Source organism: Peribacillus sp. SRI_006, assembly GCF_057586375.1.
In genome coordinates this window covers 75,295-101,737 of sequence record NZ_JBYCZT010000014.1, presented here as the reverse complement: position 1 = coordinate 101,737, position 26,443 = coordinate 75,295, and the positions used below count along the sequence as shown (strand labels likewise).

Below are 26,443 nucleotides of genomic sequence, written 5' to 3'. Positions count from 1 at the left end.
CTTCCTTTATATATACGGTTATTAAAAGCAAAAGATTCATTTTTTGTGTACTCATTCATCATTATTATTCTATTTGATTAAGAAGTCCGCTCCCTTTCCGCCGACTGTATGCCATGCCTTCTCGGCACAAGCGCTTGCGGGGTCTCGGCTAGCCAGTTATTCGGCTGGAGTGTCGCAAATTTCTTCCATTTATTAAGGATTACAGTTATAAAATCAAGAGGATAACCTAGTTTCAATTTGTTTGGGATGAGTCCAGCCTACGGTTTCTTCTTAAAATAACATTCCGGTGATTCCAGAAATCCGCTCCCTTTCCGCCGACTGTCTGCCAAGCCTCCTCGGCACAAGCGCCTGTGGGGTCTCGGCTAGCCAGTTATTCGGCTGGAGTGTCGCAAATTTCTTCCATTTATTAAGGATTACAGTATAAAACCATGAAGGATAACTTAGTTTCAACGTGTTTGGCATGAGTCCAGCCTACGGTTTCTTCTTAAAATAACATTCCGGTGATTCCAGAAATCCGCTCCCTTTCCGCCGACTGTATGGATCATGGAGTATAAACAAGCTTTAAAATAAGGTTAAGGGTGAGACACTTCCGAATCTCCTAGACAAATAGAAAACGACTCATTTCTGAGCCGTTTTTTTAGGTGCGTTTCAATTCAAGTCTCTGGGCTACCAAAGAAAGGCTATAGTTAACTATGAAATACATGAGAGCTACCAGGATCAAAATCGGTATTAAATACTTTTGACTTTGTCCATATATGATTTGACCATGATGGGTCAGCTCCGGCAAAGAGATGACAACCGCTAAAGAGGTATCCTTTAATAAAGAAATGAATTGGCTGACAATGGGAGGAACCATGCGGCGCAGCGCTTGGGGCAGAATAATATGTATCAATGCCTGTGTATAGCTCAAACCTGATGAACGGGCAGCTTCCATTTGACCTTTATCAATGGATTTCAGTCCACTTCTAATGACTTCAGAAAGCATGGCTGACTCAAAAATTGTCAAGGCAACTATGGCTGCTGGAATGATTTCCAGTTTAATCCGTATCTCCGGCAAAGCAAAATACGTAAAAAATATGATTAATAACAGAGGTAAATTACGTACCGTTTCTACAATCAAAGCTAGTATTTGTGATAACACCGGCACTTTTGCGTATCGGATTATACCTACAAGCCCGCCAATAATGAAACTTAGAATAATGGATATAAAAGCTACCTGGAGCGTTACCCAAAATCCTTCTAATAAAAACTTAAGATTATCTGGTGTATAGGCACCTGCAAAATCCATATCTTATACCTCCCTCAATTACTCTTAGCCAGACGTTTTTCCAAATAACCAACGCCAAAGCTTAAAGGAATGGTAAGAATTAAGTAAAAAGCTGCAACGAAAATGTACACATCAAACACGACAAATGTCCTTGAAGAAATCAAATCTCCGTGGTACATAAGATCGAGTCCTGCAACGACGGCCAATATGGAAGAATTCTTTACTAAATTGATAAATTGGTTCCCTAAAGGAGGAATGACGATTTTAACGGCCTGCGGCAGTATGACGAGCCTCATGGCTTGCCCATATGTCAGGCCTGATGAACGGGCAGCTTCCATTTGACCCTTAGGCACGGAGAGTATGCCTGCCCGAATTGCCTCAGCTATGAAAGATGAAGTGTAAATGGTCAAGGCTAATGTCCCTGCATATAGACCGCTTAGTTTAAGACCAAGAAAGAAGAAAAAGGTAATGATCAATAACGGTATGTTCCGAATGAACTCGACATAGGCGGTACCAAGCCAGTTTAGTGGCTTTATTGGCGCAATCCGCATGATGGCAATTAGCACACCAAGAATCAAACTCGATACCAACGCGATCAAACTCGACATGATCGTATTTTTAAAGCCTAATAAATACATATCCAGATTCTCTGTTAAAATGGAGAAATCAAGCACGGCATACAACTCCTTTAACTAGTAAGGATGAGCAATACGCTCATCCTCACAGACAAATGTTCAAATGTTATTCAAGGTCAGCTGCCCATATACATTTGCTAAAATGTTTAGTGTTTAATCCATTTATCATGGATTTCGTCGTACTTGCCTGAATCTTTAAGTGACTTAAGGGCTTTATTCAACTCTTCCACAAATTCAGTATTCCCTTTTTTTACGGCAATTCCATATGGCTCTTCGGTAAATGTACCGCCAACAAGCTCATAGCTTGGATCTTCATCTGCCATTCCATAAAGGATGGAATCATCCGTTGTCAATGCATCCCCTTGTCCGGATTTAAGTGCAGCGAACGCTTCAGAATAGTTTTCAAACTCCAGCACTTGTGCTTCAGGAGCTTTTTCACGGATATTTATGGAAGAAGTAGAGCCCTTGACAGCCAATACCTTTTTCCCTTTCAAGCTATCAATACCCTTGATATCGCTGCCCTTTTTGACTAACAAAGATTGTCCCGCGTCGAAGTAAACATCAGTGAAGTCAACTTCTTTTTTACGATCTTCCGTGATTGTCATAGTTGCTACAATTGCGTCGATATCACCATTATTCAATAAGGCCATCCTAGTTTTAGAAGTCACTTCTTTAAATTCAACTTTATTCTCATCACCAAGGATTTCTGCTGCAAGAGCTTTGGCAATATCAATATCAAAGCCTTCTACCTCTCCAGAACTAGGATTCTTCAAACCGAATAGCCTTGTATCATTTTTCACCCCAAAAACGATCTTATCCTTTTCCTTCACTTGTGCTAGAACATCTTCTTCTTTGCCTTTACCTCCACCCTCTTCAGCTTTGTCGGTATCATTCCCCCCGCCGCAACCAGCTAATAAAATGACGGCCAGTAATGATAGCAAAGATAATTTTAACCATTTCTTTTTCTTCAACATGTAATTCACCCCTGTTTTTTATTTAATGATTTAATATACGGCTAAGGAATAAACGAGCCCTCTCTTCACGAGGATTGGCGTAAAACTCAGCCGGAGTTGCCTCTTCTAAAACCCTGCCTTCGTCCATGAATACGATTCGATCCGCCACTTCACGGGCAAATCCCATTTCGTGCGTAACAACCACCATCGTCATTCCTTCATGGGCAAGTGCTTTCATAACATCCAGTACCTCGCCAATCATTTCCGGATCCAAGGCTGAGGTAGGTTCATCAAAAAGCATGATTTCCGGTCCCATTGCCAAACCTCTGGCAATCGCTACCCGTTGCTGCTGTCCACCTGAAAGCTGGGAAGGAAATGAATTTGCTTTATCTCCAATCCCCACTTTGTCCAAATACTTCAATGCAATTTTTTTTGCTTCCTCTTCGGATTGTCCCAAGACCTTCCTGGGAGCAAGCATGATATTCTCGAGCACGGTTTTATGGGGATACAGGTGAAAATGCTGGAAAACCATACCGATATTCCGACGGAGTTTGTTTATGTCCGTCTTTTTATCCGCTACATTCAAACCATTTATTGAAAGGGATCCTTGCGAAATGGTCTCTAGACGATTAATGCATCGAAGCAGTGTACTTTTTCCTGATCCGGAAGGTCCGATGACCACTACCACTTCCCCTTTCTTGATTGTTAGATTAATTTCTTTCAATACATGGAAATCGCCATAATACTTATTCACTCGGTCAAAAACTATCATAATTAGCACCCCGTCCATATTCAATCTTCGAAACTGAATATTTATAATAATCAGAATTATAAAAGCGTACTATAACATTCTCTTAACTCGAAACATATCTTATGTATAATCCTTTCTTCCAATATTATTTCCCAATATTTCGATAGTGTTAGGGAAGCGACCATTTTTATTATTATTTTAAACTAGTAATTTAAATAATATATTCAATATTCACACTTTTTATTATATATAATATTTCTTAAAATTACCATATAAACTTTAAATTGTTAAAAACGTTATCATATTTCATTATATTATTGCTATATTCCATATAAATGTTAATTTTCAACTTATTTCCCCTTGAAAAAATTCCCTCTTTTTGTAAAAAATCATTTATTTCCCGAAAGCTGAATATGCTTTTAATAATACAAAAAGACAGCATTTGCTGTCTTTTCGTATTATTCCTTTATCGCATCTTCAAATGGTGCTGAATACAAACCCCTTGGCGCCAGCATATCCGTATCTGATTCATGAATTTCCCCATTGTGGGTATATGGACCTGCTGGAAAAAAATCAAACAAATCACTTTCCTTATGTATGATCAAGAAATAATCGTATAAATCATCCATAAGTTCCTGATGTTCATCTATTTTCATGATTTCACCACATTCATCAATTTCAAAGTTTTCATTAATCGCATCTTGAAGTTCCTCATTATTTGAATAAGCGATATAAAAATCGACATCTCCGCACTCCATGCATAGCAAAAGTTTTTCTTCCAGTGCTTCTTCAAAGGTTTTCAGGACGATTTCCTTTAGTATGGCATCAATCTTTCCAGGATTAATCAATTTAATTTTAGTCTGGAACACAAAACCCCTCCAATCAAATACTGGCATTAAAATATCAAACGCCGTTTAATAAGCTTCTCTTTAATATTAAAATGAAATTGTTGAAATCATTTTTTCATCAACACCTAATAAAGGCCATAAGTTCATGTACCGCGATGGGTACCCAGCCCAAGATTTGGTCATCAAGGGCAATGCCTATAATTAGGCCGGATCTCGTTTATTGGATAGGAAACGTCCGATTCGTGTTTAAAATAAGTTTGCCCACATAATTAGAATCATAATCTTCTATAATACAAAGAAAAAGATGATGGGAAGCGTAATCAGGCTTAATGATGTACTGATGAATGTAGCACTTGAAACGAATTCAGGCTCCGTATTGAATTGGAGCGCATACATTGTAGTGTTGGCCGCCGTTGGCATGGCAGCTACGATGATCATGATATGCCTGACCATTTCACCCACTGGCAAGGCAAGTGATAACAGGAAGGCAATTGCTGGTGAAACGGCAAGTTTAAGGAGTAGCGAAACTGATAGCTTTCGATAGGCAATTTTTTTCAGGGAAATGTTGGCCAGCTGCATTCCCAGTGTAATCATGATTGTCGGGATCGCTGCGTTTGCAACAAGATTAATAGCTTCCATAACCGAATTGCTTAAAGGTATGTTCACGAACTGAAAGGCTGTTCCTGCAATAGCTCCATATACAATTGGCATTCGACATACCGCTTTAATTGCTGTTTGAACTCCGTTTCCTTCAGGACTGCCCTTTGCTGCAAAATAAATGCCGATCGTGCACATCACTAACTGCTGTCCCACCATAAGGATGATTGCATAATCGAGTCCTGCGGCTCCGAATAACAGGAAAATGACGGGTGTACCGTAATTCCCGTTATTCATGAATGCCGATGCCAATATCATGCCGCTTGTTTCAGTGACTGTATAATTGCGAAAAAAAGATATAATGTAGACTACCAGTATGAGAGAAAGGCAAAGTACTATCGTGAATAAGAACAGGTAAAAATAATTAATCGTAAATTCTGCGGAATAAAAAGTCCGGAACACGAGAAAAGGTGACATTAAATATAATGCCATCGTGGAAATCGATTTTGTATCAAGATTAAACTTTTTCTGACCAATGAAACCTAAAACAAATATACCGAATATCGGTAATAGAACTCCCAAAAAACCCATGCATATCACCTTCATAATTCTAATGATTTTCTTCTAACAATATCAGTTTTATAATTATTTGTAAAAATTCTTTTAAATCCTTTCGATTGCACGTCATAAAATTGACTTTTCTTTATTTTTAGAAAACGATATTCTGTTTCCCCAGACATATGGTATATTGTTTATTATATTTACGTTAAAAAACGTAACATTAACACTTTTTGGTTATTAATATATGAAGGGGTGTTTTTTAGTGGATGTAAAATACATGGAAATGGCTGTTCGGCTTGCAAATGAAAATGTACTGGCTAAGAACGGAGGTCCTTTTGGTGCTATAATCGTAAAAGATGGCAAAGTCGTGGGCAGAGGATGTAATAATGTGACAACGGCCAACGATCCTACTGCTCACGCCGAGGTACAGGCGATTCGTGATGCATGCAGGAATCTCGACAGCTTCCAGCTTACTGATTGTGAAATTTACACTAGCTGCGAGCCATGCCCCATGTGCATCGGTGCTATTTATTGGGCACGTCCAAAAGCCATTTATTACGCATGCACTAAAGAAGACGCTGCTGTTATTGGCTTTGATGATCACTTTATCTACCAAGAACTTGCCCTGCCAATGGAAAACCGCACAATTAAAATGAAACAATTGTCTTTTAATGACCATGACTTACCATTCCGAACATGGGAAACCAATACGGAAAAAGTGAAATATTAACTGGTTTTTATGGCCAAAGGGGTTATGAATATGAAAAAAAACTTGCTTAAAAGGAGAATTGACGTTGCATCAGGAAGAACACCTGCAGATTGCGTCATTAAGAACGGGCAAATCATAGATGTATTCAATGGTGATATCTATACTGGCGACATTGCGATCTCCGATGGTTATTTTGCTGGAATTGGGCATTATGAGGGTACTTCGGAAATCGATGCTTCAGGAAAATTCGTATGCCCTTCCTTCATTGATGGCCATGTTCATATAGAATCATCGATGGTCAGGCCTTATGAACTTGCAAAAATCCTCCTTTTACATGGTGTGACCTGCATCGTTGCAGATCCTCATGAAATTGCCAATGTTTCTGGCAAAAAGGGCATGGAATATATGATTGAACAATCCGATCAACTTCCTTTTGATTTTTACTTCATGATGCCCTCTTGTGTACCTGCTACGGAGTTTGAACATTCTGGTGCTATCTTAAGAAGTGAAGATTTAATTTCCTTTTATCAAAACCCGAGAGTGCTTGGTTTAGCCGAAGTAATGAATTTCCCTGCCGTTTCACATACAGATGAAGATATGCTGCAAAAAATATACGATGCAAACAGACTGGGCAAAAGCATCGATGGTCATGCAGCTGGATTATCTGAACAACAGCTCGATGTTTATCTAAGTGCAGGCATTAAAACAGATCATGAATGCACTACAGCGGAAGAGGCAAAAGAAAGACTGCGTAAAGGAATGTATCTTATGATCAGGGAAGGCACCGTCGCCAAAGACTTAATTAACCTGATTCCAGTTATTAATGAGAAGAACTCCCGCCGTTGTTTATTCGTCACCGATGACCGGCACCTAGATGATATAGTTTCTGAAGGAAGTATCGATCACAACGTTCGACTTTCCATAGAAACAGGTGTCCCGCCAATTACCGCCATTCAAATGGCGACCATTAATGCAGCAGAATGCTTTGGATTAAAGGAACATGGTGCAATTGCACCTGGATACAAGGCAGACTTCCTACTACTGGATGATCTTGATTCAGTCATCCTCCATTCGGTCTTCAAAGATGGAAAGCTTATGGTACAAAATAATCGATTGCTTAACTATCCAGCTGATGAGAAACAGGTAATTACCGACGGGTTGAAGCACTCTGTTCAATTTCATGAAATAACCGGAGATGATTTCGCGATACCTTTTAAAAATGAGTTCGCTAATATTATTGAGATAACTCCAAACAGCTTGATTACAAAGCATTCGATTGAACCGGTCACACTTAATCATGATGGTCTATTTCAGTTCTCCGAACATGTTGATCATCTAAAACTTGCTGTTATTGAACGGCATCATATGACCAAACAAGTGGGTCTGGGAATCGTCAAAGGGCTCGGGTTGAAATCAGGAGCCATTGCCACGACAGTAGCCCATGATTCACATAATTTGATCATTGCCGGAACGAATGACCAGGATATGCTTCTGGCAGCTAAGGAAATCAAAAAAATGCAGGGTGGATTGACTGTAATCCAAAATGGGGAAATACTAGCTTCCCTTCCCCTTCCAATAGCTGGATTGATGAGTGAATGCAATTATATGGATGTGGTCCATTCATTGAAGCACATCGATGAAACCTTATTGAAACTCGGTGCTAACAGGCATTTCAACCCTTTTCTTACACTTGCCTTCTTGGCGCTACCAGTCATCCCTGAAATCAAACTGACGGATCAGGGTTTATTTTCCGTTTCTGAGTTTAGGCATATACCCATCGAAGCTTCAAAGCCAGTCGATTTAAATTAACCCGCTAGGCGGGTTTTTTTCATATCACCCAAAAAAATTCTAAAAGAAAAGGTTCCGACTCAACATAAAATGGGAAAAGGATATATGCGCATCATCTATGTTAAAATAAAAATAAACACAATTCTTTCTTGGAGGAGATAAATATGGCAAAACATGATCAACAGAACATCATTGGATACATAGGCACTTACACAAAAGGAAACAGCGAAGGTATTTACCGATTTACTTTAGATACAGCAGAAGGAAAGCTCAGTACACCGGTACTTGCAGCAGAATTGACCGATCCGACTTATGTCGCCATCAGCCAGGACAAAAAGAATCTCTACGCCATTTTAAAAGAAGCGGGCAGCGGTGGGGTTTCAGCCTATTCGATTAATGAAGATTCAGGTGAGCTTACCTTCTTAGGCAAACAACTTACACCAAATGGCTCTTCCTGCCATATAAGTGTCGACAGCAAGAATCAGGTTTTGGTCACTTCCAGTTATGGAGAAGGCGTGATTGAATCATATCCGCTTAATGACGATGCGACACCTTTGCCTGTATCATCAACTGTTCAACATGAAGGGCATGGACCGAATGAAGAACGTCAGGAAAAAGCACACACTCACTTCGCTGGTTTCACGCCGGATGAAAGGTTCATTGCTGTTGTCGACCTCGGAATAGATAAAGTAATAACCTATAAAATACATAATGGGGTTTTGGAAGAAGTAAACAGCTTATCTGTTGCTCCCGGCAGCGGACCACGGCATCTGACCTTCCACCCAAACGGTAAATTTGCGTATGTCATGGCAGAACTTGTACCAGAAGTGATTGTTTTGAGCTTCGATAGTCAAACCGGTAGTTTTTCTGAATTGCAAACGGTACGGACCGTCCCGGAAGATTTCAAGGAAAATAACCAAGGAAGCGCCATTCATATTTCTGATGACGGGCGATTCATATATGCCGCAAACCGCGGACATGATAGTATTGCCGTTTACGAAATCAATGAAGAAACAGGCAAACTGGCATTCGTGCAGCTGGTTTCCACCGAAGGACATTGGCCGCGTGATTTTTCATTGGACCCTAGCGGAAAATTTCTGATCGCTTCTAATGAACAATCAGGAAACTTGACACTATATGCCCGGAATGAACATGACGGAAAATTAACATTATTGCAAAAGGATGTTCAAGTTCCCTTCCCTGTTTGCGTAAAATTCTTATAATCCATAATAAAAGAGGATTGAAGCTTTCACTGCAGCTTCAATCCTCTTTTTTATGCCCTACTTTAATTCCAATTCTCTGCCATTTCGGGAAAATCTATATACGGGTTACGATTACCCTGCATTTCATGTATAGCGAGGTTTCTATGTTTTTCATAAGTGCTGACGGGAAAAAGCCGATGCCATTCCAAAAGCAGTGAAAGATCGATATTGCCGCTATCGATGATTCCCTCATATCTGAGTAAAAAATACAAAGTTGCCCTCGCCACGATCCCTTTTCCGTATTCGGGCTCGAATTTACTTTCGTCTGATTTCCCGCAACCCGCTTTTATACCGGCAGCCGATCTTTCAGGGATATAATCCTCAAAATCATGGTATGGATAGTTACTCCGGCTGCTATTACACGTTGGTTCACAGGCAAACAGATGATGCAAATCCCCCCTCATCGGTTCTTTTTTATCGAACCATGATTGAGGTACTACATGTTCACAATTAACGAGATTATTCTCCGAATTTGTTGATTCAATACCTCTTGACAATACTTCCAGTATACGAATATCTTCCTCAATCACTTGTGCAGGATCCATCCCTTTACCGGAATACAGACTTTTCAGCTGGCCATTTTCCTGTAAGTCCACCCATGGGTAAACATGACGATGCGGTGAGTAGTTCAGCTGGTTTTTATGGGTTGCCACAAGTAGGTCCTTCAACCCTTCCCGGTCCAAGGAACCATCTTTGTAGTATGCTAGCTTAAGTTCCTTATCTTTGGTTTCATCATAGTATTCGCGGTTTTCATTGAAGTTGGCTAGTGCAGCCATTGCCATTTCCCGTTCTTTTTCAAGTACTTCAAAACTATACTTCATCCACTCATCCCCCCGCTTCTATTAAAAACCTAACTTTTACCATAATTAAAGCTTAATAGAAATAGACCGAAAAAAAAAGGTGCTTTAGAAGGGTCTAACGAAGAATTTCAATAAAATGGGTAAGGATTTTCGCTGTCATTCCCCAGATTACCCGACCATTATATAAGTAAAAATACTCTTCCATCTGTTTTGGCTGCCATTTATAATTCTCCCCGCCAACGACTAAATCATGGGGGAAGTTTGCATGCGGTTCCACTTTATATTCCACATGATAAATTTCTGGCGGTTTTTCCATGAAAAAGGAAAGCGGGACCGTAAAAATGGTTTCTACCTCAGCTGGATTAGGTACTATCCGTTGATGGTTACGAACAAATCCTGCATAAGGATAGACAATCATCCCGAATGGAGATACCAAATAATCGATCGGAAAGACGTTTTCGATATCTTCTTTTCGCAAATTAAGCTCCTCATATGTTTCCCTTAGGGCAGCAGCCTGTTCATCTTGATCCAGCTTGTCTATTTTCCCGCCCGGAAAACATATATCCCCCGGCTGCCTCCTCAGTTTGTGCGAACGCTCTTCGAAAAGAACATGAATTCCATCTTCTTTCTCTATAAGCGGTACCAATACAGCATACTTTGAAAAATTCCCACTCCCTAAAATTTCAGGGATATGTAATGTTAATTTTTTTGTTATATCTTCATTATTCATGTCCCTCACCTCTTCTGCCGGATAATATAGATATTCTATCACTACTCCTTATCATTCCATTTTCGAACATCCGCTATAACTAAGCAAGGAAAACGATTCCAAAATATCGCCTATAATTTCTATTAGATTCCTTTACCTCTTATTCTTCCTTGATCATAGACAAAAGCACCGTTCAAAGTTCCGAACGGCGCTTAAACTGACGTATCAGCCTCATTTTAAAAGCAAGTTATGTGTATCAACAGGCACATGCATGAAATTGTTGAATATTCAGTTTTTTCGTTTTATTTTCATAGTTCAGCTAACGTTCGCTTTACCGTCGCTATGATGAATGCGAAATCCTCTTCAGTTATACTAAGCGGGGGAGCAAGAGTCAGGATATTATTGAAACCTGCTACTGTATCGCCATTTTTCCCTATGATCAGCCCCTTTTCTTTGCATGAAGCAATGACTTTATTGATTTTGGAAAGTTCGATCGGCTGTTTTGTCAGTTTATCTTCCACTAGTTCGATGCCTACCAACAAACCTTTCCCGCGTACATCCCCAACATTGGGATGAGATTTGATTTCTTCAAACTCTTGCAGAAAGCGTAGCCCTAACTCCTTGGACCGTTCAATTAGTTTTTCATTTTCATATATTTCAATATTCTTCAAAGCGACAGCACAGGCAGCAGGATTGCCGCCAAATGTATTTACATGCCGAAAGCGGTCATAAACGTCTGAGCCAATATACGCTTCATAAATTTCACGTTTGACGGCTGTAGCTGATAATGGCAAATAAGCGCTCGTGATTCCTTTAGCCATTGTTATGATGTCTGGTTTTACATCATAGTTCATAAATCCGAATTTCTTACCAGTTCGGCCAAACCCGCAAATGACCTCATCCGAAATGAGAAGGACACCATTTTTCTCACAAATTTCTTTGACACGTTTCATATAGCCATCGGGCGGCATCAAAATTCCGCCCCCGGTGATGATTGGTTCCATGATGACCGCAGCCACCGTTTCGCTCAGCTCCCATGTAATGGTATTTTCAATTTCCGCTGCACTTTTTTCACCGCTTTCATCCTCTGGATTTCGGTAAGAATCTGGCGGTGATACATGAAGAAACCCTGGGGCGAGAGGTTCGTATTTATATTTCCGCTGTGCCTGCCCGGTAGCTGACAGGGCTCCCATTGAATTGCCATGATAGCCGCGATAACGCGAAATGAATTTATAGCGTCCATGTTCACCCTTTTGCTGATGATACTGCCGCGCAATTTTAAAGGCCGCCTCATTGGCTTCTGAACCGCTGTTAGAGAAGAAAATCACATAATCCCCACCAAGCCATTTATTTAATTTCTCCGCTAGCTTAATAGCCGGGATGTGGCTATTCGTTAATGGGGCATATGGAAGTTCCTTCAGCTGCTCGTAAGCTGCTTCAGCCAGTTCCGTGCGGCCATAACCGACGTTGACACACCATAAACCGGACATCCCATCCAGGAAGCGATTCCCATCAACATCCGTAATCCATGCTCCTTGCCCGTTTTTAATCACCATTGCACCAGGGGTGGGTTCAGCCCCTTTCATATGATGCCACACATATTTACCATCCATCGCTTTAAGATCCTGACCCTGTTTTTCAACCTGCATAAGCTACACTCCTCCTAAAATAATGTATAAAGGAAGGCCGACCACAAATTGCGCCGACCCCCTTTTTCCTATCAGTATCTTGCCGTTAACATTTTCTTTCTCGTGTAAAATTCCACGCCGTCTTTCCCATTGGCATGAAGGTCCCCATAAAACGAACTTTTATATCCGGAAAATGGAAAGAATGCCATTGGCGCGGGTACCCCAAGGTTAATGCCAAGCATCCCTGCATCAATTTCTTCGCGAAATTCCCGGATGGCTTTTGCACTATCCGTATAGAGGCAGGCACCATTGGCAAATTCGGATTGATTGGTCAATTCAATTGCTTCTTCAAGAGTATTAACTCGTACTATGGATAAGACAGGAGCAAAAATTTCATCACTCCATATTTTCATGTTTGTTTTTACATGATCAAATAATGTCGGTCCAACGTAATAGCCTTTTTCCTGATCGCCTTCATTCCTGCCATCACGAAGGAGGACAGCTCCTTCTTTTTCCCCGATTTCAATATATTGTTCTGTTCTTTTTTTATGAGTATCACGGATTACAGGTCCCAGGAAAACGTCCTTATCCATTCCATTTCCAATCTTGATGTTATCCGCTGCAGCCTTTAATTTCTCAACGAGAGTATCTCCCACTTCTCCCACCGCAACAACCACTGACGCAGCCATACAGCGCTCGCCTGCAGATCCGAAAGCTGCATTCGTTATGTTCGTTACGGCATTATCCAAATCTGCATCAGGCATGACGATCGAATGATTTTTCGCACCCGACAAAGCCTGGACACGTTTTTTATTGGCAGCTGCCGTTTTGTATACATACTCTGCGACAGGCTGGGATCCCACAAATGATACCGCTTTAATATCTTCATGTTCCAAAATCCCATTCACGACATCGTGGGCACCATGGACAATATTGACAACACCATCCGGAACACCGGCTTCTGTCAATAATTCCACGAGACGGTTAGCCAAAAGCGGTGTCCGTTCTGAAGGTTTTAAGATAAACGTATTTCCACAAGCTATTGCCAGCGGGAACATCCAACATGGCACCATCATCGGGAAATTAAACGGCGTAATCCCGGCAACGACACCCATTGGATAACGATACATGCCAGATTCAATGCCTGGGGAAATATCAGGAAGCTGACTTCCCATCATCAAGGTAGGGGCACCTGCTGCGAACTCCACGCATTCAATCCCGCGCTGAACCTCACCATATGCTTCTGTATAGCTTTTTCCGTTTTCGATAGTGACCAGCTTTGCAAGCTCATCCCAGTGTTCAATCAGTAATTGCTGGTAACGGAATAAGAAGCGAGCTCTTTTTGGAACGGCGACCTTTTTCCATTCTTTATACGCCTTTTTAGCAACCTCCACCGCTTGGTTTACATCTTCCTTTGTTGAAAGGGGTACGATTGCCAATGCTTCTCCTGTTGCCGGGTTAGGCACTTGTTCATGTTTCGAAGTTGTGGAATCAACCCATTTGCCACCGATATAATTTTTCAACGTTTCTACTTCATTGATAACTGTCATTAAATAAACCCTCCATTTCAACACGATTTCATAGTTTCATTATATTTTTCAAAACGACTTTTTACATTAGACGTTTTGTATAGTTTTTGATTCAATATTTGCACATATTGTTTGTTTCTGGCTTTCCACCATAATCAACAACAGAAGTTTGCGATTTCGCAAACGATGTATATTTTTCTTATACTATCCCTTTAATCAGCTGACTACGCGGCCATCATTTTATAATGGAATATAGCTTTAGATCTTGATGCTTCCCCTTGACGAACATTCCTTTTCTGATGATTCCCTCAAAAGACATACCAGCCTTTTGCATGACTCGCTCTGAACCTGAATTTTCAACGAAGCACCTTGCTTGTATTCGAACTAGGTTCATATTTTCGAAGCCAAAGGCGATTATCTTTTGGGCTGCCTCCGTCATCAAGCCACTCCCCCAATATTCTGGTGCAAGCACATACCCTATTTCCGCGCTATGATGGTCAACCTGCCATGAAACAAAATCAATGGTACCTATCAGCTTACCGCTTTCCTTGTGTTCTATGCCCCATGGAGCGATTTTCTTATCCTCATAATTTTGAAGTATAAATCGGATAAAATCTTTTGTATCACTTAGGGAACGATGGGCTTCCCATGTGACGTAACGGGAAACTTCATTGTTGGATGCATAAGCGAACATGTCTTCGGCATCATTCATGGTGACTTTCCTCATGATCAATCGTTTTGATTCCAGGGCAGGCAGCTGTCCATATATCTCTTTCACGTTCATGATTACACCCCATTCCATTGATTATTAGTATTATAGCAAGATTGGTAAGCAATCGCCCTTCCCAATTGAAATATTATCGAAACTTACGTATAATTCAGAAAAAAATATCCTGGAGGATAATTATGACAAAAAGAAAACTCATAATAAGCCAAAATTTGAATGAAATCTTATTACAGAAGATCCAAGAATTGATTCCCGAGTGGACTGTTATCACTGGGAGATCCCCGGAAAAATGGAGAGATCATATTGCCGATGCAGAAGTCATCGCAGGCTGGAAAGCGGAAATGTCTGTATCGATTGCTGCAAGCGATGTTAAATGGATCCAGACATGGAGTGCAGGAGTGAATGCTTTACCCCTGGACAATTTAGAACAAAAGAATGTTCAGATTACAACTGCAAACGGCGTTCATGCGTATCCCATTTCAGAGACAATTTTCGCGTTAATGCTTGCCTTAACAAGAAAAGTAGATACATATATTAAGCAACAGCAGACAAGGACCTGGCATCACGCACATATGAAGCAGGAAATTCATGAAAAGACCATCGGAATCATCGGTGTCGGGAAAATCGGAAAGGAAACCGCAAAAATTGCCAAGGCTTTTGGCATGACCGTATTAGGGATGCGCCATTCCGGTAAATCAGAAGAATTCGTAGATGAGATGTTCACACAAAAACAATTGATTGATCTTCTTCCTAGGTGTGATTATATTGTCGTGACATTACCATTGACCCCAGAAACAAGGAATATGTTCGGTAAAAACGAATTCAAGTTAATGAAGCGCTCCGCATTTTTCATTAATATAGGAAGGGGAAACCTGGTCATTCAAAACGAATTGATTCAAGCGCTTAAGGACAAAGATATTGCAGGTGCTGGTCTTGATGTGTTTGAAACGGAGCCACTACCTGAGAAAAGCCCTTTATGGGAGTTGAACAACGTAATCATCACGCCGCACACATCCGGAAATACGGAATTTTACGACCAAAGGCTAATTCAGGATATTTTCATGCCGAATTTAAAGGACTATCTAAATGGTAAAACACCTTCAACAAATTTACTTGATTACAAAAAAGGGTATTAAGAATTGTTCATTTTCTGTATACATTAATAATCTTTCCTTGTTAGCTTGCAGATTCCGACATTATCTGTTATATTTAAAAAGAATTATTTTTGTTCGGGAAGATTGATAAGTGAAAAACTTTTCGTCTAATGATTGAGCAAGGGTAGTAACACAATGTGTGGATTCACACTAGGAGGCAACAACAATGGAACAAGGTAAAGTAAAATGGTTTAACGCAGAAAAAGGATTTGGCTTCATCGAACGCGAAAACGGAGACGATGTATTCGTACATTTCTCAGCTATCCAAAGCGAAGGATTCAAATCATTAGACGAAGGTCAAGAAGTTACTTTTGAAGTTGAGCAAGGTCAACGTGGACCCCAAGCTACTAACGTTCAAAAAGCATAATTTTAAATACAATATATAACGGACCCTACTTGTAGGGTCTGTTTTTTTTGATCAAAAAAACAATCATAAAAAAACCCTATTCACAGGGAATAGGGAACATGAAACAAGTTTAGTAAATGGTAAACCTAGTATAACACACTAAGAAAAGAAACCCTAATTTATCCGAAAAGTAAAAATTATCAAGCACTTCCGAAGCCCTCGATATCGACCTTACCATTCATTTCTTATCCGCTTCATATGTTCGATCCGTTCCCCACGGATAAAACGGAGGCATATCCGTGCTGCTTTTCATTTTGAAATCGGCTTTCCTTTTTTCGAGAAAAGCTTCAATTCCTTCTAGTGCATCAGCTTGTTTTCCGGTCCAATGAATCATTTTCGATTCTATTTTGTGTGATTCAACAGGATGGTTCGCACCGAGCATGGACCACATTAACTGCCGGGATAGCGTCACAGAGACGGAAGATGTATTTTCCGCAATGTCTGTCGCAATCTCCATTGCTGCAGACATCAATTCTTCTGGCTCGACGATCTTATTCACCAGCCTTCCCTCATATGCTTCACTGGCCGTAATCATCCTGCCGGTAAAAATCCATTCGGAAGCTTTGCCCATTCCGACAAGTCTAGGCAAGAACCAGCCGCTGCATGCCTCCATCGTTATCCCCCGCCTTGCAAATACAAAACCCATCTTTGCATCTGTTGAAGCAATTCTAATGTCCATGGGCAAAGTCATTGTTATCCCAATCCCGACTGCCGCTCCATTAATGGCTGCTATCATAGGTTTCTTCATCTCAAAAATCCGTAATGACAACATTCCTCCTGCATCGCGATATTCAACCAAAGGAGTGTGATCCATAAACGTTTCTGCACCTTTTTCCAAATCCATTCCAGCACAAAAAGCATCCCCAGCGCCAGTTAATATGACGGCTCTTACGTCATCATTTTCATCCGCTTCATTAAAAGCGCGAATCATCTCCTCACACATCTTTTCATTGAAAGCATTCATTCTCTCTGGACGATTAAGAGTAACAATCATGACACGATCGACGATCTCACTAGTTATCGTGGAATACAATAACAGTCCCTCCTTCTCTCACAAATTGAAACATTCAACAGAATTTTATATTTACATATAATTACATTTTATATGTTTTAATTTCAGATTCCTAGTTTTTTATTTTGACATGCTGATAAATAATTTGATAATCGTTTCTATTCTAAAAATATTTTACATAAATGTGTAAAAAAAGACCAGTCGCAAATGCAACTGGTTTTTTTGTTTACCAATATAAATGACAAGCAACGAAATGCCCTGGTTTTTGTTCTTTCCATTCAGGTACAGCACTGGAGCATATCTCCATAGCCTTAGGGCAGCGCGTCCGAAATACACAGCCGCTCGGCGGATTGATCGGACTTGGTACATCGCCTTTAAGGACGATCCTTTCCCGTTTAATTGTCGGGTCTGGTATCGGCACTGCGGATAGCAAGGCCTGTGTGTATGGGTGTAGCGGATCTTTCGTTAAAGAATCACTATCCGAAAGTTCCATCATTCTTCCAAGGTACATGACTAAAATGCGATCTGAAATATACTTGACCATCGATAAATCATGCGCGATGAATAAATAAGTCAATCCCATTTCTTTTTGCAGTTCTTTTAATAAGTTGACCACTTGGGCCTGTATCGAAACATCCAAGGCAGAGATTGGTTCATCACAAACGATGAATTTAGGGTTTAAAGCCAATGCCCTTGCAATTCCAATCCGCTGGCGCTGTCCTCCACTGAATTCATGCGGAAAACGAGTGATATGTTCCGGACTTAAACCAACCAGCTTTAATAGGTCTTCCACCCGTTTTCTTCGCTCTTTACCTTTTGATATCCCATGAATGGCAAGTGGTTCCCCAATCAATTCCTCCACCTTCATCCTTGGGTTCAAGGATGCGTAAGGATCTTGGAAAATCATTTGTATTTCACGGCGGATATGTGACATTTCCCCAGGTTTGTAATCGAAAATATTTTTCCCCTGAAAAAGAACTTCTCCATCTGTCGGTTCATATAATCGAGTGATTGTACGACCTGCAGTCGACTTACCGCAACCGCTTTCCCCAACAAGACCGACAGTTTCCCCTGGATAGATTTTGAGATCCAAACCATCTACCGCTTTCAGCGATTGAGAACCGATAGGAAAATGCTTCTTCAGATTCTTTATTTCAACAAGAGGAGAATTTTCGTTGTATGTCTTTTCTTTTACGGCCTTATTTTTCAGTGAAACCATTGGTTCTCCTCCTTTATACGTTAGTCGGTGCTTGTACCTGTGCTGCCTTGGCCATCGGGTGGTGCAGCCAGCATGCGGCTGTCTGACCTTCTTCCACTACTTCAAGCTCCGGATCATGGTCTTTGCACACTTTCATTGCTGATTCACATCTTGGGTAAAATGGGCATCCTTTTGGCGGATCCAATAAATCAGGTGGTGATCCGATAATCGGAACCAACGGAGCCGTTTTTTCCATATCCAGCCTCGGCACCGTTTTAAGCAAACCTCTGGTATAAGGATGCTGCGGGTTTGAAAATATTGCCTCTACCGTACCCGTCTCCACAACCTTGCCTGCATACATGACGACTACCCGTTCACAAGTTTCCGCAACCACACCTAAATCATGAGTGATTAAAATGATGGAAGTATCCATTCTTCGTTGGATATCTTTCATCAGTTCCAAAATTTGCGCTTGTATCGTTACATCCAATGCAGTTGTAGGTTCATCGGCAATCAGTAATTTCGGTTCACAAGCAAGGGCCATCGCTATCATTGCCCTTTGGCGCATACCACCTGAAAACTCATGCGGATATTGCTGCATCCTTTTTTCCGGCTGTGGAATACCTACTAGTTTCAGTGTTTCCAACGCCCGTTCGTATGCATCATTTCGGGATATATTTTTATTATGCTTTAAAATGCCTTCCATGATCTGGCTGCCGATTTTTGTCGTTGGATTGAGCGAAGTCATCGGATCCTGGAAAATCATGCTGATTTCATTCCCGCGAATCTTCTGCATTTCCTTTTCACTCATTTTAAGAAGGTCTTTACCGCCAAAGTTTATCGACCCTTTTCCATACTCTGCCGGGGGTGTTTCCAATAATCTCATGATAGATTTCGCTGTAACACTTTTGCCGCATCCGGACTCCCCAACAATCGCAACGGCTTCCCCCTTTTTCACGCCAAAGTTCACACCGCGAACCGCTTGCACTTTACCTGCATAAGTATGGAAGGTGATTTGTAAATCGTTGACTTCTAATAGGTTCTCCATCATCGTCCCTCCTATTCTAGTAATATCAAATCATTATGTTAGGACTCATTTATTTCCGTAGTTTTGGATCTAAGGCATCCTGCAATCCGTCACCAGCCACATTGAACGCGAACATCGTTAAGGAAATCAATATTGCCGGGATTAACAGTTGATAGAAATTCCCTACCAGAATGCTTCCCAGTGCATCACTTGTCAATGTTCCCCAGCTTGCCTGAGGTGCCGGAACTCCCAGTCCCAAAAAGCTAAGTGTAGCTTCGGCAAAAATGGCAGTAGGTACAGTCAACGTTAAATTGACAAGGATCGGTCCCATTGTATTTGGAATCATGTGTTTTCTTAAAGTCCAGCTCGTATTGGCTCCAGAGATTGTTGCAGCATGGATATATTCATTCTCTTTCAGTTGTAAAACCTGGCCCCGTACCAGTCGCGCCATCGGAATCCACCCCGTAATCGACATCGCAATGATGATCGGCAGAATACCAGGTTTTAATACGACCATCATTAAGATAACCATCAATAGGTATGGAATCGCATAGATCACCTCAGCGAAACGCATCATGATATTATCCGTGCGTCCACCGCGAATGGCAGAAATCCCGCCATAAAGGACACCAATTAAAAAGTCGATCAGCGCTGCCATCAATCCAATGAACAAGGATATCCTTGCACCGTACCAAGCTCGCGTAAATAGATCTCTTCCTGATGAATCCGTTCCAAACCAATGCTCGCTATTTGGGCTAAGATTCTTTTTATCGAAATCTTGTCCATAATAAGTATATCCGTTAATGTACGGACCAAAAATCGCCATCAAGACCAAGAGGATTATAAGAATAAACCCCGTCATCGCCAGCTTATTTTCTTTAAATCGACGCCAGACGTCAGACCAATATGAAACTGTAGGTCTTGCTATTTTTTCAGCTTCCTTAAAGTTGCCTTCGGCGGGTTGGAACATATCTTCGGTTAAATGCACTTTATCTGCCATTATTTCTTCTCCCCCGTCACTTTAATTCTAGGATCAATCAACGTATAGGCTATATCAACGATGAATATCAATAAAATAAGCACCGCACTATACACAATTGTGGAACCAAGAATCACCGGGTAGTCCCTGTTGGATATTCCCTTTACGAACATATCTCCCATGCCAGGAATACCAAAAATACGTTCAATGATGAAGCTTCCTGTCACGATATTAGCCGTAAGGATGCCCAGAACCGTGATAATCGGCAATAACGCATTCCGAATCGCATGTTTGATTATGACACCGCTCCGTTTCAATCCTTTGGCTTTTGCTGTCAAAATGTAATCCTGCCCCATTACTTCAAGCATGCTTGTCCGCATCAGTCTCGCGATGAAAGCAAGCGGCATCATGGAAAGGGCAATGGATGGTAAAATGGTATGCTGCCATGTCGCCCATGTAGCAACAGGGAATATATTCCATTTAATTGCAAAGTAATTGATTAAAATAGTCGCCAGGATAAAGTTAGGAACGGAAATCCCTACGATGGCAATGATCATTGATAAATAGTCGGGCCATTTATTTCTTTTCAGTGATGCCACGACACCCAAAATGAGGCCAAAGAAGATGGCAATCACCAAAGCTTGTGCCCCTAAGTGCAAGGACACCGGAAACCCCTTCAAAATGTAATCATTCACGGAAATGGATGAAGATTTCAATGAAGGACCAAAATCAAATTGAACGACTTCCAATAAATAATTCCCATATTGGGTCAACAACGGCTTGTCCAATCCATAGTGGACTTGAAGGTTTTCATAAACAGCAGGAGGCATGGCTCCTTCTTTTGCAAATGGATTTCCCGGAATCGTATGCATTATGATGAACGTTAATGTAATAACAGCCCATAAAGTAATAATCGCCCATTTAAAACGGTTTAATGTATATCTCAACATGGTAATCACCCCAATCATCGATTTTCTAAGAAGTTGAAAACGGAAATGAATGCATGAAATATTCAAATTCGCAATTGAAAAATGGGGTATGTCCTTAATCGGACATACCTCCCATTTCACTATTATCCTTCTATTATTTTTTATCCGCGTAAATAAAGTTCGGATAAGCGTTAATTGGAGCATAAACTCCAGTAACATTCGATTTAACCATATATGGTTTTGTATAGAAGTAAACCGGAAGGATCGGCATTTCGTCAATCATGACTTTCTCTGCTTTATGCAAAGCATCCATGCGTTCTTTTGGATCCATTGTAGATTTTGCTTCTTTTAATAAATTATCATATTCTTTGTTTGACCAACCTGCATCATTATAGGCGCCGTCCGTTTCCCAAAGCATGAATGTCATCGGGTCAACATAGTCACCAACCCATCCTGCACGGGAAATTTCAAAGTCACCAGCTTTTTCACGGTCAAGCTTAACTTGGAATTCCGCATTTTCAAGTGTCACTTCAACACCCAGGTTATCACGCCACATTCCTTGAACCGCTTCAGCAATTTTCTTGTGTGAATCTAAAGTGTTATACAAAATTGAAAAATCAGGTAATTCTTTCATGCCTTCTTCAGCAAGTCCTTCTTTTAACAATTTCTTAGCTTCTTTAACATCTTCCTTAAATAGGTTACCTGTATTTTCCTGGAAATCTCCAGATGCATCAGGAATACCCGGAGGGACTACGCCGAAAGCAGGCTTTTGTCCGCCTTGAGCAACATTTTCGGTGATTTTTTGACGCTCGATAGCCATTGAAAGCGCTTTCCTTACTTTAGCATTATTGAAAGGTTTCACTTCTGTATTAAAGTTGTAATAGTAAACGGCAAGTTCTTTGCCCATTTTGAATTCTTTATCATCAGAATTGACCATTTGACCTTGAATATCAACTGGCAGCGGATAAGCGAGGTCCAATTCGCCACTCTGATACATTTGCCATGCTGTATTTTCATCTTCAATTAGAGCAAAGTTAACCGCATCCAATTTGATTTTATCTTTATCGTAGTAATTTTCATTCTTTTCGATTTTCAGGCTTTCTTTATGTTTCCATTCCGTTAATTTGAACGGCCCGTTTGAAACGTGAGTTTTTGCATCCAAAGCCCATTTTGGATTTTCTTCCTGTACCTTTTTATTGATTGGATAGAAAGTATAGAAAGAAGTCAAGTCAAGGAAATATGGTGTAGGCTGTTCCAAAGTAACGACTAATGTATGTTCGTCTGTCGCTTTAACCCCTACGTCCTCTTCCTTCCCTTTCTTACTGTTGTATGCTTCCCCGCCTTTAAGATAATAAAGTTGGTAAGCATAATCTGCAGCCGTCTCCGGTTTCAAAGCATATTTCCAAGCGTATTCGAAATCATTGGCTGTAAGCGGATCTCCATTTGACCATTTCAAACCATCTTTCAATTTGAATGTCCAAGTTAATCCATCTTCACTGATTTCCCATGATTCTGCAGAACCAGGGACGATTTTGCCTTCCTCTGTTTTCTTTGTCAGCCCCTCGAACGTATGTTCAAGGATCCATGATTCATGAGTACCTTGAGCATTTGCAGGGTGAAGCGAACCAGGTTCACTCGAATTGTTTACGTTTAATACTTTTAATCCGGATGAGTCACCCGAGCCCCCTTCTTTTTCATTCGAAGTTTCCTTCGAACCGCCGTTGCATGCCGCAAGCATAAGCATGATGGCCATAAGAAGAGCAAGCACTGAAAATTTAGACTTTTTCAAAAAATATTCCCCCTCATCTTTAATCTTTCTTAGAATATTCCCATTTAAGAGATTATCCTTCTAACACCTATTAATCTTCCGTATAGTACATATAATGATTGCGAGGAAAAGCAGAAGCATTCATTGCAGGAATTCACCAAAAACAATTAGCGAACCGTTTGCATAAATCTTAATTTCTACCTAAAAAAAGCAATTAATGCCGTTTACTAGGTATAAAATCACCTTTTTTTCACCTCGCCAAGGATACTATACCTCGAATTAAAGATGTTGAATTTTAAGTATATTACGAATAAACCAAAAAATCAATAAACCGGTGAGTACTTTTTCACAATATAGTAATTAATTGCTAATCAATTCGATCTAGATACTAGGTAAATAGAAATGATCACCTAAAAGGACTTCCGACTTCCAGGTGTTTTTACAAACCCTTCTAAATCAGTATTCATATAGGTTCTCTTGTCTATTTATTTCTCAATGTTCTAATAATTCACATCAGGTTGATTACTAAGACAACTTTCCTAGCAAACCATCCCCTCTCAAATAATATATTTTAGCAGAATAATGCATTACTTGATTAAAATATTTAGTTCTCTTTAATCAATCTCCAAATAATAGACATTAACTATAGGGGAATAGAAATATTCCCCTATATGTACCCGTCATTTCATTGAAAAGTGCCCCTTCTTCATTTATGATTAAACAAATATAATGACACGAAAAGTAAACAAATTCCTGCCACCTTTTTCGCATCCAATGAGATGCGAACGCCTCCAAATAAACCGAAATGGTCAATGACTGCCCCAATAATTATCTGGCCTGCTATAACCCCGACCAATGCCGGTGCCACTCCAATCCGAGGCACGACCAATACGATCACAATGACATAAATAGCCCCTAACAGCCCGCCTGTTAATTGCCATTTGGGTACAGACGCGATGGCAGAAATATTTCCATTTCCCGCAAACAAAACAATAAATAATAAAGCGAGAGTCCCGATTCCAAACGAAATGAAGGAAGCTTCAATTACCCCCACTTTTTTTCCTAATCCACCATTGATTTGTCCTTGTATGGCAATGGTGATTCCGCCCAGGACCGCGAGCAACGGAAATAATATCTTCACAGTGATTTTGCTCCTTTTTATGTCCATCCGGACTGATTAATGAATTCGCATACCATTTTAACATGAAAAATATGTATATTGTCCTTTACTGATATAAAATCATCTGCAAATAAAAAAACTGGCACTTTGGGCCAGCTGCAATCTTCTATACCAAACTAAAATCTATATGATTCCTGAACACTTTGTTGCCTTAACTGGCAATACTCCGTACTCAACAAGGAAAATACCAGGGCATCATGGTACTGGTCACGAAGAAATAGATAACTTCTGAGGCTTCCTTCCTCTTTGAATCCAAATTTCTTCAGAAGGTTTCTGGATGCAATATTATCCTTGAAAGTTAAAGCGGCGATTCTGTTTAGTCTCAATTCCTCAAAGCAATAGCGCAATACTACGTTGACAGCTTCAGACGTAAAGTGTTTCCTCCAATATTCAGGATGGATTTCATATCCTATTTCGGTGCGTTTGTTGGCTAGGCTCAATTGATGCAGGCCAACAGTACCGATGAACTTGCCTGAATCCTTTAGAATGACCCCCCACCGCATCCCTCGTTTGTTTATATAAGCACTTTTAAACGAGTCGATTAAGCGGCGGGCATCTTCTACTAGAGTTAAACTTTCTATCCCATCATATTTGGTCACTTCATCTTTAGAGAGGATTTCAAACAGACTCTCGGCATGATGGTGACCTATTTCGATTAAATGCAGTCTTTCTGTTTCCAATTCTTTAAACCACATCGAAGAATCCCTCCCGTATATTCAGCTGTCTACTTAATTCTATTCAAGATGAAGAGATACCTGTCTTAATGGACAATACTTTTTGAAAAATGCCTTAATCCCTGATTATTTTGGGAACGGTTGACACTGTAAAACGTCCCATTCCCGCCATAACCCAATAAGAAGTAGAATTAGGATGGTCAGGATACATTCCTATTGTCGGTAAACCATCATGGATCTCACAAAGCTCCCCAATAATAATCAGCCCAGATCCGATTCTCTAATTCTGGAAACAGATTGACAAGCTGCTTTATTAATTTATCTCTATTGTACAAAATCATTGGAACCCTTTCCTCCAGATAACCGGTCGATTCATCAAGGCCACAAATGATAATTCGATTGCCAGGAGTTTTTCTTGCATATAAATATGGCCGTGCCGTTTCCCAAATCATCATATTATCATGCCATTGAGCTTGATCGGCTATTTGATTTGTTGCTATGGCATATGAACTGAGAACCACTGCATTTTTATCTTTCACTTCTTTTTGGGCTTCATAACCAGTTGCGAAGATGACCGTCTGTGCATGTACGGTATGACCCGTTTCGATAAATAACTGGGTTTGATTCTCTTTTAGTATCTTTCCATTGATTTTTGTTTTTGCATAAACACGTACGCCTTTCGAAACTGCCTTTTCAATCAATAAATGTACATGTTTATAAGGATTGATCTCAGCATCATTATCTGTAACCAGCGCTCCTGCTTTCGAAAACGAAAATTTCCGGTTAATCTCTTTTTCAGTATAATATTCAACAGGGAAATTTCGGGTTTTAAGGTTCCTATATTCTCTTTAAGCTAAGAAACATCCATGGGGTTGGATGCATAGTACAAGCTTTTTCTACTCATTTGAAAACTGTAAAAGTCCAGTGTTCGCAACCGTACTTCCTTCACTAGCATCCCTTTTATCGATCAGGAAAAAAATTAGACCAGTCTCTGTCAAAAAATAGGCACAATGTGCATGAACCGCTTCCTTCTATACAAACATCACATGGAAGGTCTTCCTCCAACATGGGATATTTTCTCGCTTCAAATGTATCTTTGCAAAACACTTTCCCTGCCTTTAAATCCATACAAGCTCCACCCTTGGGATAATTAATTAGTTTCATCCTTTTTAGTTCCATATAACTATATCGTTTTGATGTACTTATTATTTCCCTGAAAAACATGGCCTGCAAACGTAAAATGATTCTTTTTTTCCAGAAATTCAGCATTCCAATTTATCAAATAGACCTATGATTTTCATTTACCATATAATCTGCCACGTTATATGGACCCTTATTATGTATATTCTTAT

General features: G+C 40.3%; 25 protein-coding genes and 1 pseudogene. 5 read left to right on the top strand and 21 right to left on the bottom strand.

What is annotated here, in order from left to right; all coding sequences use genetic code 11:
• Positions 1 to 270 precede the first annotated feature (270 nt).
• From AC2YHV_RS20305 to AC2YHV_RS20275, 7 genes are all read right to left on the bottom strand, one after another.
• Positions 271 to 462 (bottom strand): hypothetical protein, encoded by a 192-nt coding sequence (locus AC2YHV_RS20305; RefSeq protein ID WP_197483677.1) that lies wholly within the window; start codon positions 460 to 462, stop codon positions 271 to 273.
• A gap of 175 nt (positions 463 to 637) precedes the next feature.
• Positions 638 to 1,288, bottom strand: coding sequence for an amino acid ABC transporter permease (locus tag AC2YHV_RS20300; protein WP_034307000.1), 651 nt, complete (start codon positions 1,286 to 1,288; stop codon positions 638 to 640).
• Positions 1,289 to 1,302: 14 nt separating this feature from the next.
• Positions 1,303 to 1,941 (bottom strand): amino acid ABC transporter permease, encoded by a 639-nt coding sequence (locus AC2YHV_RS20295; protein WP_034307002.1) that lies wholly within the window; start codon positions 1,939 to 1,941, stop codon positions 1,303 to 1,305.
• 107 nt (positions 1,942 to 2,048) lie between these two features.
• Positions 2,049 to 2,876, bottom strand: coding sequence for a transporter substrate-binding domain-containing protein (locus tag AC2YHV_RS20290; protein ID WP_427524783.1), 828 nt, complete (start codon positions 2,874 to 2,876; stop codon positions 2,049 to 2,051).
• A gap of 22 nt (positions 2,877 to 2,898) precedes the next feature.
• Positions 2,899 to 3,627 (bottom strand): amino acid ABC transporter ATP-binding protein, encoded by a 729-nt coding sequence (locus AC2YHV_RS20285; RefSeq protein WP_034307008.1) that lies wholly within the window; start codon positions 3,625 to 3,627, stop codon positions 2,899 to 2,901.
• A gap of 437 nt (positions 3,628 to 4,064) precedes the next feature.
• Entirely contained in the window at positions 4,065 to 4,475 is a 411-nt protein-coding gene (locus AC2YHV_RS20280; RefSeq protein WP_095679505.1) for a hypothetical protein, read from the bottom strand.
• Positions 4,476 to 4,739: 264 nt separating this feature from the next.
• A complete protein-coding gene (locus AC2YHV_RS20275) occupies positions 4,740 to 5,642 on the bottom strand; it encodes an AEC family transporter (RefSeq protein ID WP_057277531.1) in 903 nt (300 codons plus the stop codon).
• 214 nt (positions 5,643 to 5,856) lie between these two features.
• Here AC2YHV_RS20275 and AC2YHV_RS20270 point away from each other — a divergent pair, with 214 nt between their 5' ends.
• From AC2YHV_RS20270 to AC2YHV_RS20260, 3 genes are all read left to right on the top strand, one after another.
• Positions 5,857 to 6,342 carry a nucleoside deaminase gene (locus AC2YHV_RS20270; RefSeq protein ID WP_487373944.1) on the top strand — a complete coding sequence of 162 codons (486 nt, stop codon included), beginning with the start codon at positions 5,857 to 5,859 and terminating at the stop codon, positions 6,340 to 6,342.
• A 24-nt stretch (positions 6,343 to 6,366) separates the two neighbouring features.
• The gene (ade, locus tag AC2YHV_RS20265) at positions 6,367 to 8,130 is read left to right on the top strand and encodes an adenine deaminase (RefSeq protein ID WP_487373943.1); all 1,764 of its coding nucleotides are present in this window, start codon (positions 6,367 to 6,369) and stop codon (positions 8,128 to 8,130) included.
• A gap of 143 nt (positions 8,131 to 8,273) precedes the next feature.
• Positions 8,274 to 9,332 carry a lactonase family protein gene (locus tag AC2YHV_RS20260; RefSeq protein ID WP_487373942.1) on the top strand — a complete coding sequence of 353 codons (1,059 nt, stop codon included), beginning with the start codon at positions 8,274 to 8,276 and terminating at the stop codon, positions 9,330 to 9,332.
• A 62-nt stretch (positions 9,333 to 9,394) separates the two neighbouring features.
• On the opposite strand, the gene AC2YHV_RS20255 is transcribed toward AC2YHV_RS20260, so the two are convergent.
• The 5 genes from AC2YHV_RS20255 to AC2YHV_RS20235 all read right to left on the bottom strand — a co-directional run bounded on the left by AC2YHV_RS20255 (position 9,395) and on the right by AC2YHV_RS20235 (position 14,821).
• On the bottom strand, positions 9,395 to 10,192 hold the full coding sequence (locus tag AC2YHV_RS20255; RefSeq protein ID WP_487373941.1) for an endonuclease I family protein: 798 nt from the start codon (positions 10,190 to 10,192) through the stop codon (positions 9,395 to 9,397).
• 94 nt (positions 10,193 to 10,286) lie between these two features.
• Entirely contained in the window at positions 10,287 to 10,901 is a 615-nt protein-coding gene (locus AC2YHV_RS20250; protein ID WP_487373940.1) for an NUDIX hydrolase, read from the bottom strand.
• A gap of 287 nt (positions 10,902 to 11,188) precedes the next feature.
• The gene (locus tag AC2YHV_RS20245; RefSeq protein WP_487373939.1) at positions 11,189 to 12,529 is read right to left on the bottom strand and encodes an aminotransferase; all 1,341 of its coding nucleotides are present in this window, start codon (positions 12,527 to 12,529) and stop codon (positions 11,189 to 11,191) included.
• A gap of 71 nt (positions 12,530 to 12,600) precedes the next feature.
• Positions 12,601 to 14,058 carry a CoA-acylating methylmalonate-semialdehyde dehydrogenase gene (locus AC2YHV_RS20240; protein WP_048687107.1) on the bottom strand — a complete coding sequence of 486 codons (1,458 nt, stop codon included), beginning with the start codon at positions 14,056 to 14,058 and terminating at the stop codon, positions 12,601 to 12,603.
• Between the two features lie 214 nt (positions 14,059 to 14,272).
• Positions 14,273 to 14,821: a GNAT family N-acetyltransferase gene (locus AC2YHV_RS20235; protein ID WP_048687106.1), complete on the bottom strand. Its 549-nt coding sequence runs from the start codon at positions 14,819 to 14,821 to the stop codon at positions 14,273 to 14,275.
• 122 nt (positions 14,822 to 14,943) lie between these two features.
• Between AC2YHV_RS20235 and AC2YHV_RS20230 the strand changes: the two genes are divergently transcribed.
• Positions 14,944 to 15,900 (top strand): D-2-hydroxyacid dehydrogenase, encoded by a 957-nt coding sequence (locus tag AC2YHV_RS20230; protein ID WP_487373938.1) that lies wholly within the window; start codon positions 14,944 to 14,946, stop codon positions 15,898 to 15,900.
• A gap of 184 nt (positions 15,901 to 16,084) precedes the next feature.
• Positions 16,085 to 16,285 carry a cold-shock protein gene (locus AC2YHV_RS20225; RefSeq protein WP_029714163.1) on the top strand — a complete coding sequence of 67 codons (201 nt, stop codon included), beginning with the start codon at positions 16,085 to 16,087 and terminating at the stop codon, positions 16,283 to 16,285.
• A 217-nt stretch (positions 16,286 to 16,502) separates the two neighbouring features.
• Here the strand turns inward: AC2YHV_RS20225 and AC2YHV_RS20220 are convergent, their stop codons facing one another.
• From AC2YHV_RS20220 to AC2YHV_RS20180, 9 genes and pseudogenes are all read right to left on the bottom strand, one after another.
• Positions 16,503 to 17,357, bottom strand: coding sequence for a crotonase/enoyl-CoA hydratase family protein (locus tag AC2YHV_RS20220; RefSeq protein WP_197281826.1), 855 nt, complete (start codon positions 17,355 to 17,357; stop codon positions 16,503 to 16,505).
• 205 nt (positions 17,358 to 17,562) lie between these two features.
• On the bottom strand, positions 17,563 to 18,555 hold the full coding sequence (locus AC2YHV_RS20215; RefSeq protein WP_048679436.1) for an ABC transporter ATP-binding protein: 993 nt from the start codon (positions 18,553 to 18,555) through the stop codon (positions 17,563 to 17,565).
• 13 nt (positions 18,556 to 18,568) lie between these two features.
• Positions 18,569 to 19,582, bottom strand: coding sequence for an ABC transporter ATP-binding protein (locus AC2YHV_RS20210; protein ID WP_487373937.1), 1,014 nt, complete (start codon positions 19,580 to 19,582; stop codon positions 18,569 to 18,571).
• A gap of 49 nt (positions 19,583 to 19,631) precedes the next feature.
• Positions 19,632 to 20,561: an ABC transporter permease gene (locus tag AC2YHV_RS20205; RefSeq protein ID WP_098185390.1), complete on the bottom strand. Its 930-nt coding sequence runs from the start codon at positions 20,559 to 20,561 to the stop codon at positions 19,632 to 19,634.
• Positions 20,561 to 21,490, bottom strand: a complete 930-nt coding sequence (locus AC2YHV_RS20200; RefSeq protein ID WP_034311122.1) for an ABC transporter permease — start codon at positions 21,488 to 21,490, stop codon at positions 20,561 to 20,563. The genes AC2YHV_RS20205 and AC2YHV_RS20200 overlap by 1 nt, the downstream gene beginning before the upstream one ends.
• Positions 21,491 to 21,623: 133 nt before the next feature.
• Positions 21,624 to 23,258: a peptide ABC transporter substrate-binding protein gene (locus AC2YHV_RS20195; RefSeq protein WP_487373936.1), complete on the bottom strand. Its 1,635-nt coding sequence runs from the start codon at positions 23,256 to 23,258 to the stop codon at positions 21,624 to 21,626.
• Positions 23,259 to 23,943: 685 nt separating this feature from the next.
• Entirely contained in the window at positions 23,944 to 24,378 is a 435-nt protein-coding gene (locus AC2YHV_RS20190; protein WP_487373935.1) for a DMT family transporter, read from the bottom strand.
• A 155-nt stretch (positions 24,379 to 24,533) separates the two neighbouring features.
• Positions 24,534 to 25,112: a GNAT family N-acetyltransferase gene (locus tag AC2YHV_RS20185; protein ID WP_057277520.1), complete on the bottom strand. Its 579-nt coding sequence runs from the start codon at positions 25,110 to 25,112 to the stop codon at positions 24,534 to 24,536.
• Between the two features lie 218 nt (positions 25,113 to 25,330).
• A pseudogene (locus AC2YHV_RS20180) lies at positions 25,331 to 25,921 on the bottom strand (FAD-dependent oxidoreductase); the annotation flags it as partial.
• Positions 25,922 to 26,443 lie beyond the last annotated feature (522 nt).

Bases quoted from the DNA above. Each gene is read 5' to 3' on its own strand.
- AC2YHV_RS20305 (WP_197483677.1), bottom strand. From the start codon at position 462: ATGCCAAACACGTTGAAACTAAGTTATCCTTCATGGTTTTATACTGTA.
- AC2YHV_RS20300 (WP_034307000.1), bottom strand. From the start codon at position 1,288: ATGGATTTTGCAGGTGCCTATACACCAGATAATCTTAAGTTTTTATTA.
- AC2YHV_RS20290 (WP_427524783.1), bottom strand. From the start codon at position 2,876: ATGTTGAAGAAAAAGAAATGGTTAAAATTATCTTTGCTATCATTACTG.
- AC2YHV_RS20285 (WP_034307008.1), bottom strand. From the start codon at position 3,627: ATGATAGTTTTTGACCGAGTGAATAAGTATTATGGCGATTTCCATGTA.
- AC2YHV_RS20275 (WP_057277531.1), bottom strand. From the start codon at position 5,642: ATGGGTTTTTTGGGAGTTCTATTACCGATATTCGGTATATTTGTTTTA.
- AC2YHV_RS20270 (WP_487373944.1), top strand. From the start codon at position 5,857: ATGAAGGGGTGTTTTTTAGTGGATGTAAAATACATGGAAATGGCTGTT.
- ade (WP_487373943.1), top strand. From the start codon at position 6,367: ATGAATATGAAAAAAAACTTGCTTAAAAGGAGAATTGACGTTGCATCA.
- AC2YHV_RS20260 (WP_487373942.1), top strand. From the start codon at position 8,274: ATGGCAAAACATGATCAACAGAACATCATTGGATACATAGGCACTTAC.
- AC2YHV_RS20255 (WP_487373941.1), bottom strand. From the start codon at position 10,192: ATGAAGTATAGTTTTGAAGTACTTGAAAAAGAACGGGAAATGGCAATG.
- AC2YHV_RS20250 (WP_487373940.1), bottom strand. From the start codon at position 10,901: ATGAATAATGAAGATATAACAAAAAAATTAACATTACATATCCCTGAA.
- AC2YHV_RS20245 (WP_487373939.1), bottom strand. From the start codon at position 12,529: ATGCAGGTTGAAAAACAGGGTCAGGATCTTAAAGCGATGGATGGTAAA.
- AC2YHV_RS20240 (WP_048687107.1), bottom strand. From the start codon at position 14,058: ATGACAGTTATCAATGAAGTAGAAACGTTGAAAAATTATATCGGTGGC.
- AC2YHV_RS20235 (WP_048687106.1), bottom strand. From the start codon at position 14,821: ATGAACGTGAAAGAGATATATGGACAGCTGCCTGCCCTGGAATCAAAA.
- AC2YHV_RS20230 (WP_487373938.1), top strand. From the start codon at position 14,944: ATGACAAAAAGAAAACTCATAATAAGCCAAAATTTGAATGAAATCTTA.
- AC2YHV_RS20225 (WP_029714163.1), top strand. From the start codon at position 16,085: ATGGAACAAGGTAAAGTAAAATGGTTTAACGCAGAAAAAGGATTTGGC.
- AC2YHV_RS20215 (WP_048679436.1), bottom strand. From the start codon at position 18,555: ATGGTTTCACTGAAAAATAAGGCCGTAAAAGAAAAGACATACAACGAA.
- AC2YHV_RS20210 (WP_487373937.1), bottom strand. From the start codon at position 19,582: ATGGAGAACCTATTAGAAGTCAACGATTTACAAATCACCTTCCATACT.
- AC2YHV_RS20205 (WP_098185390.1), bottom strand. From the start codon at position 20,561: ATGGCAGATAAAGTGCATTTAACCGAAGATATGTTCCAACCCGCCGAA.
- AC2YHV_RS20200 (WP_034311122.1), bottom strand. From the start codon at position 21,490: ATGTTGAGATATACATTAAACCGTTTTAAATGGGCGATTATTACTTTA.
- AC2YHV_RS20185 (WP_057277520.1), bottom strand. From the start codon at position 25,112: ATGTGGTTTAAAGAATTGGAAACAGAAAGACTGCATTTAATCGAAATA.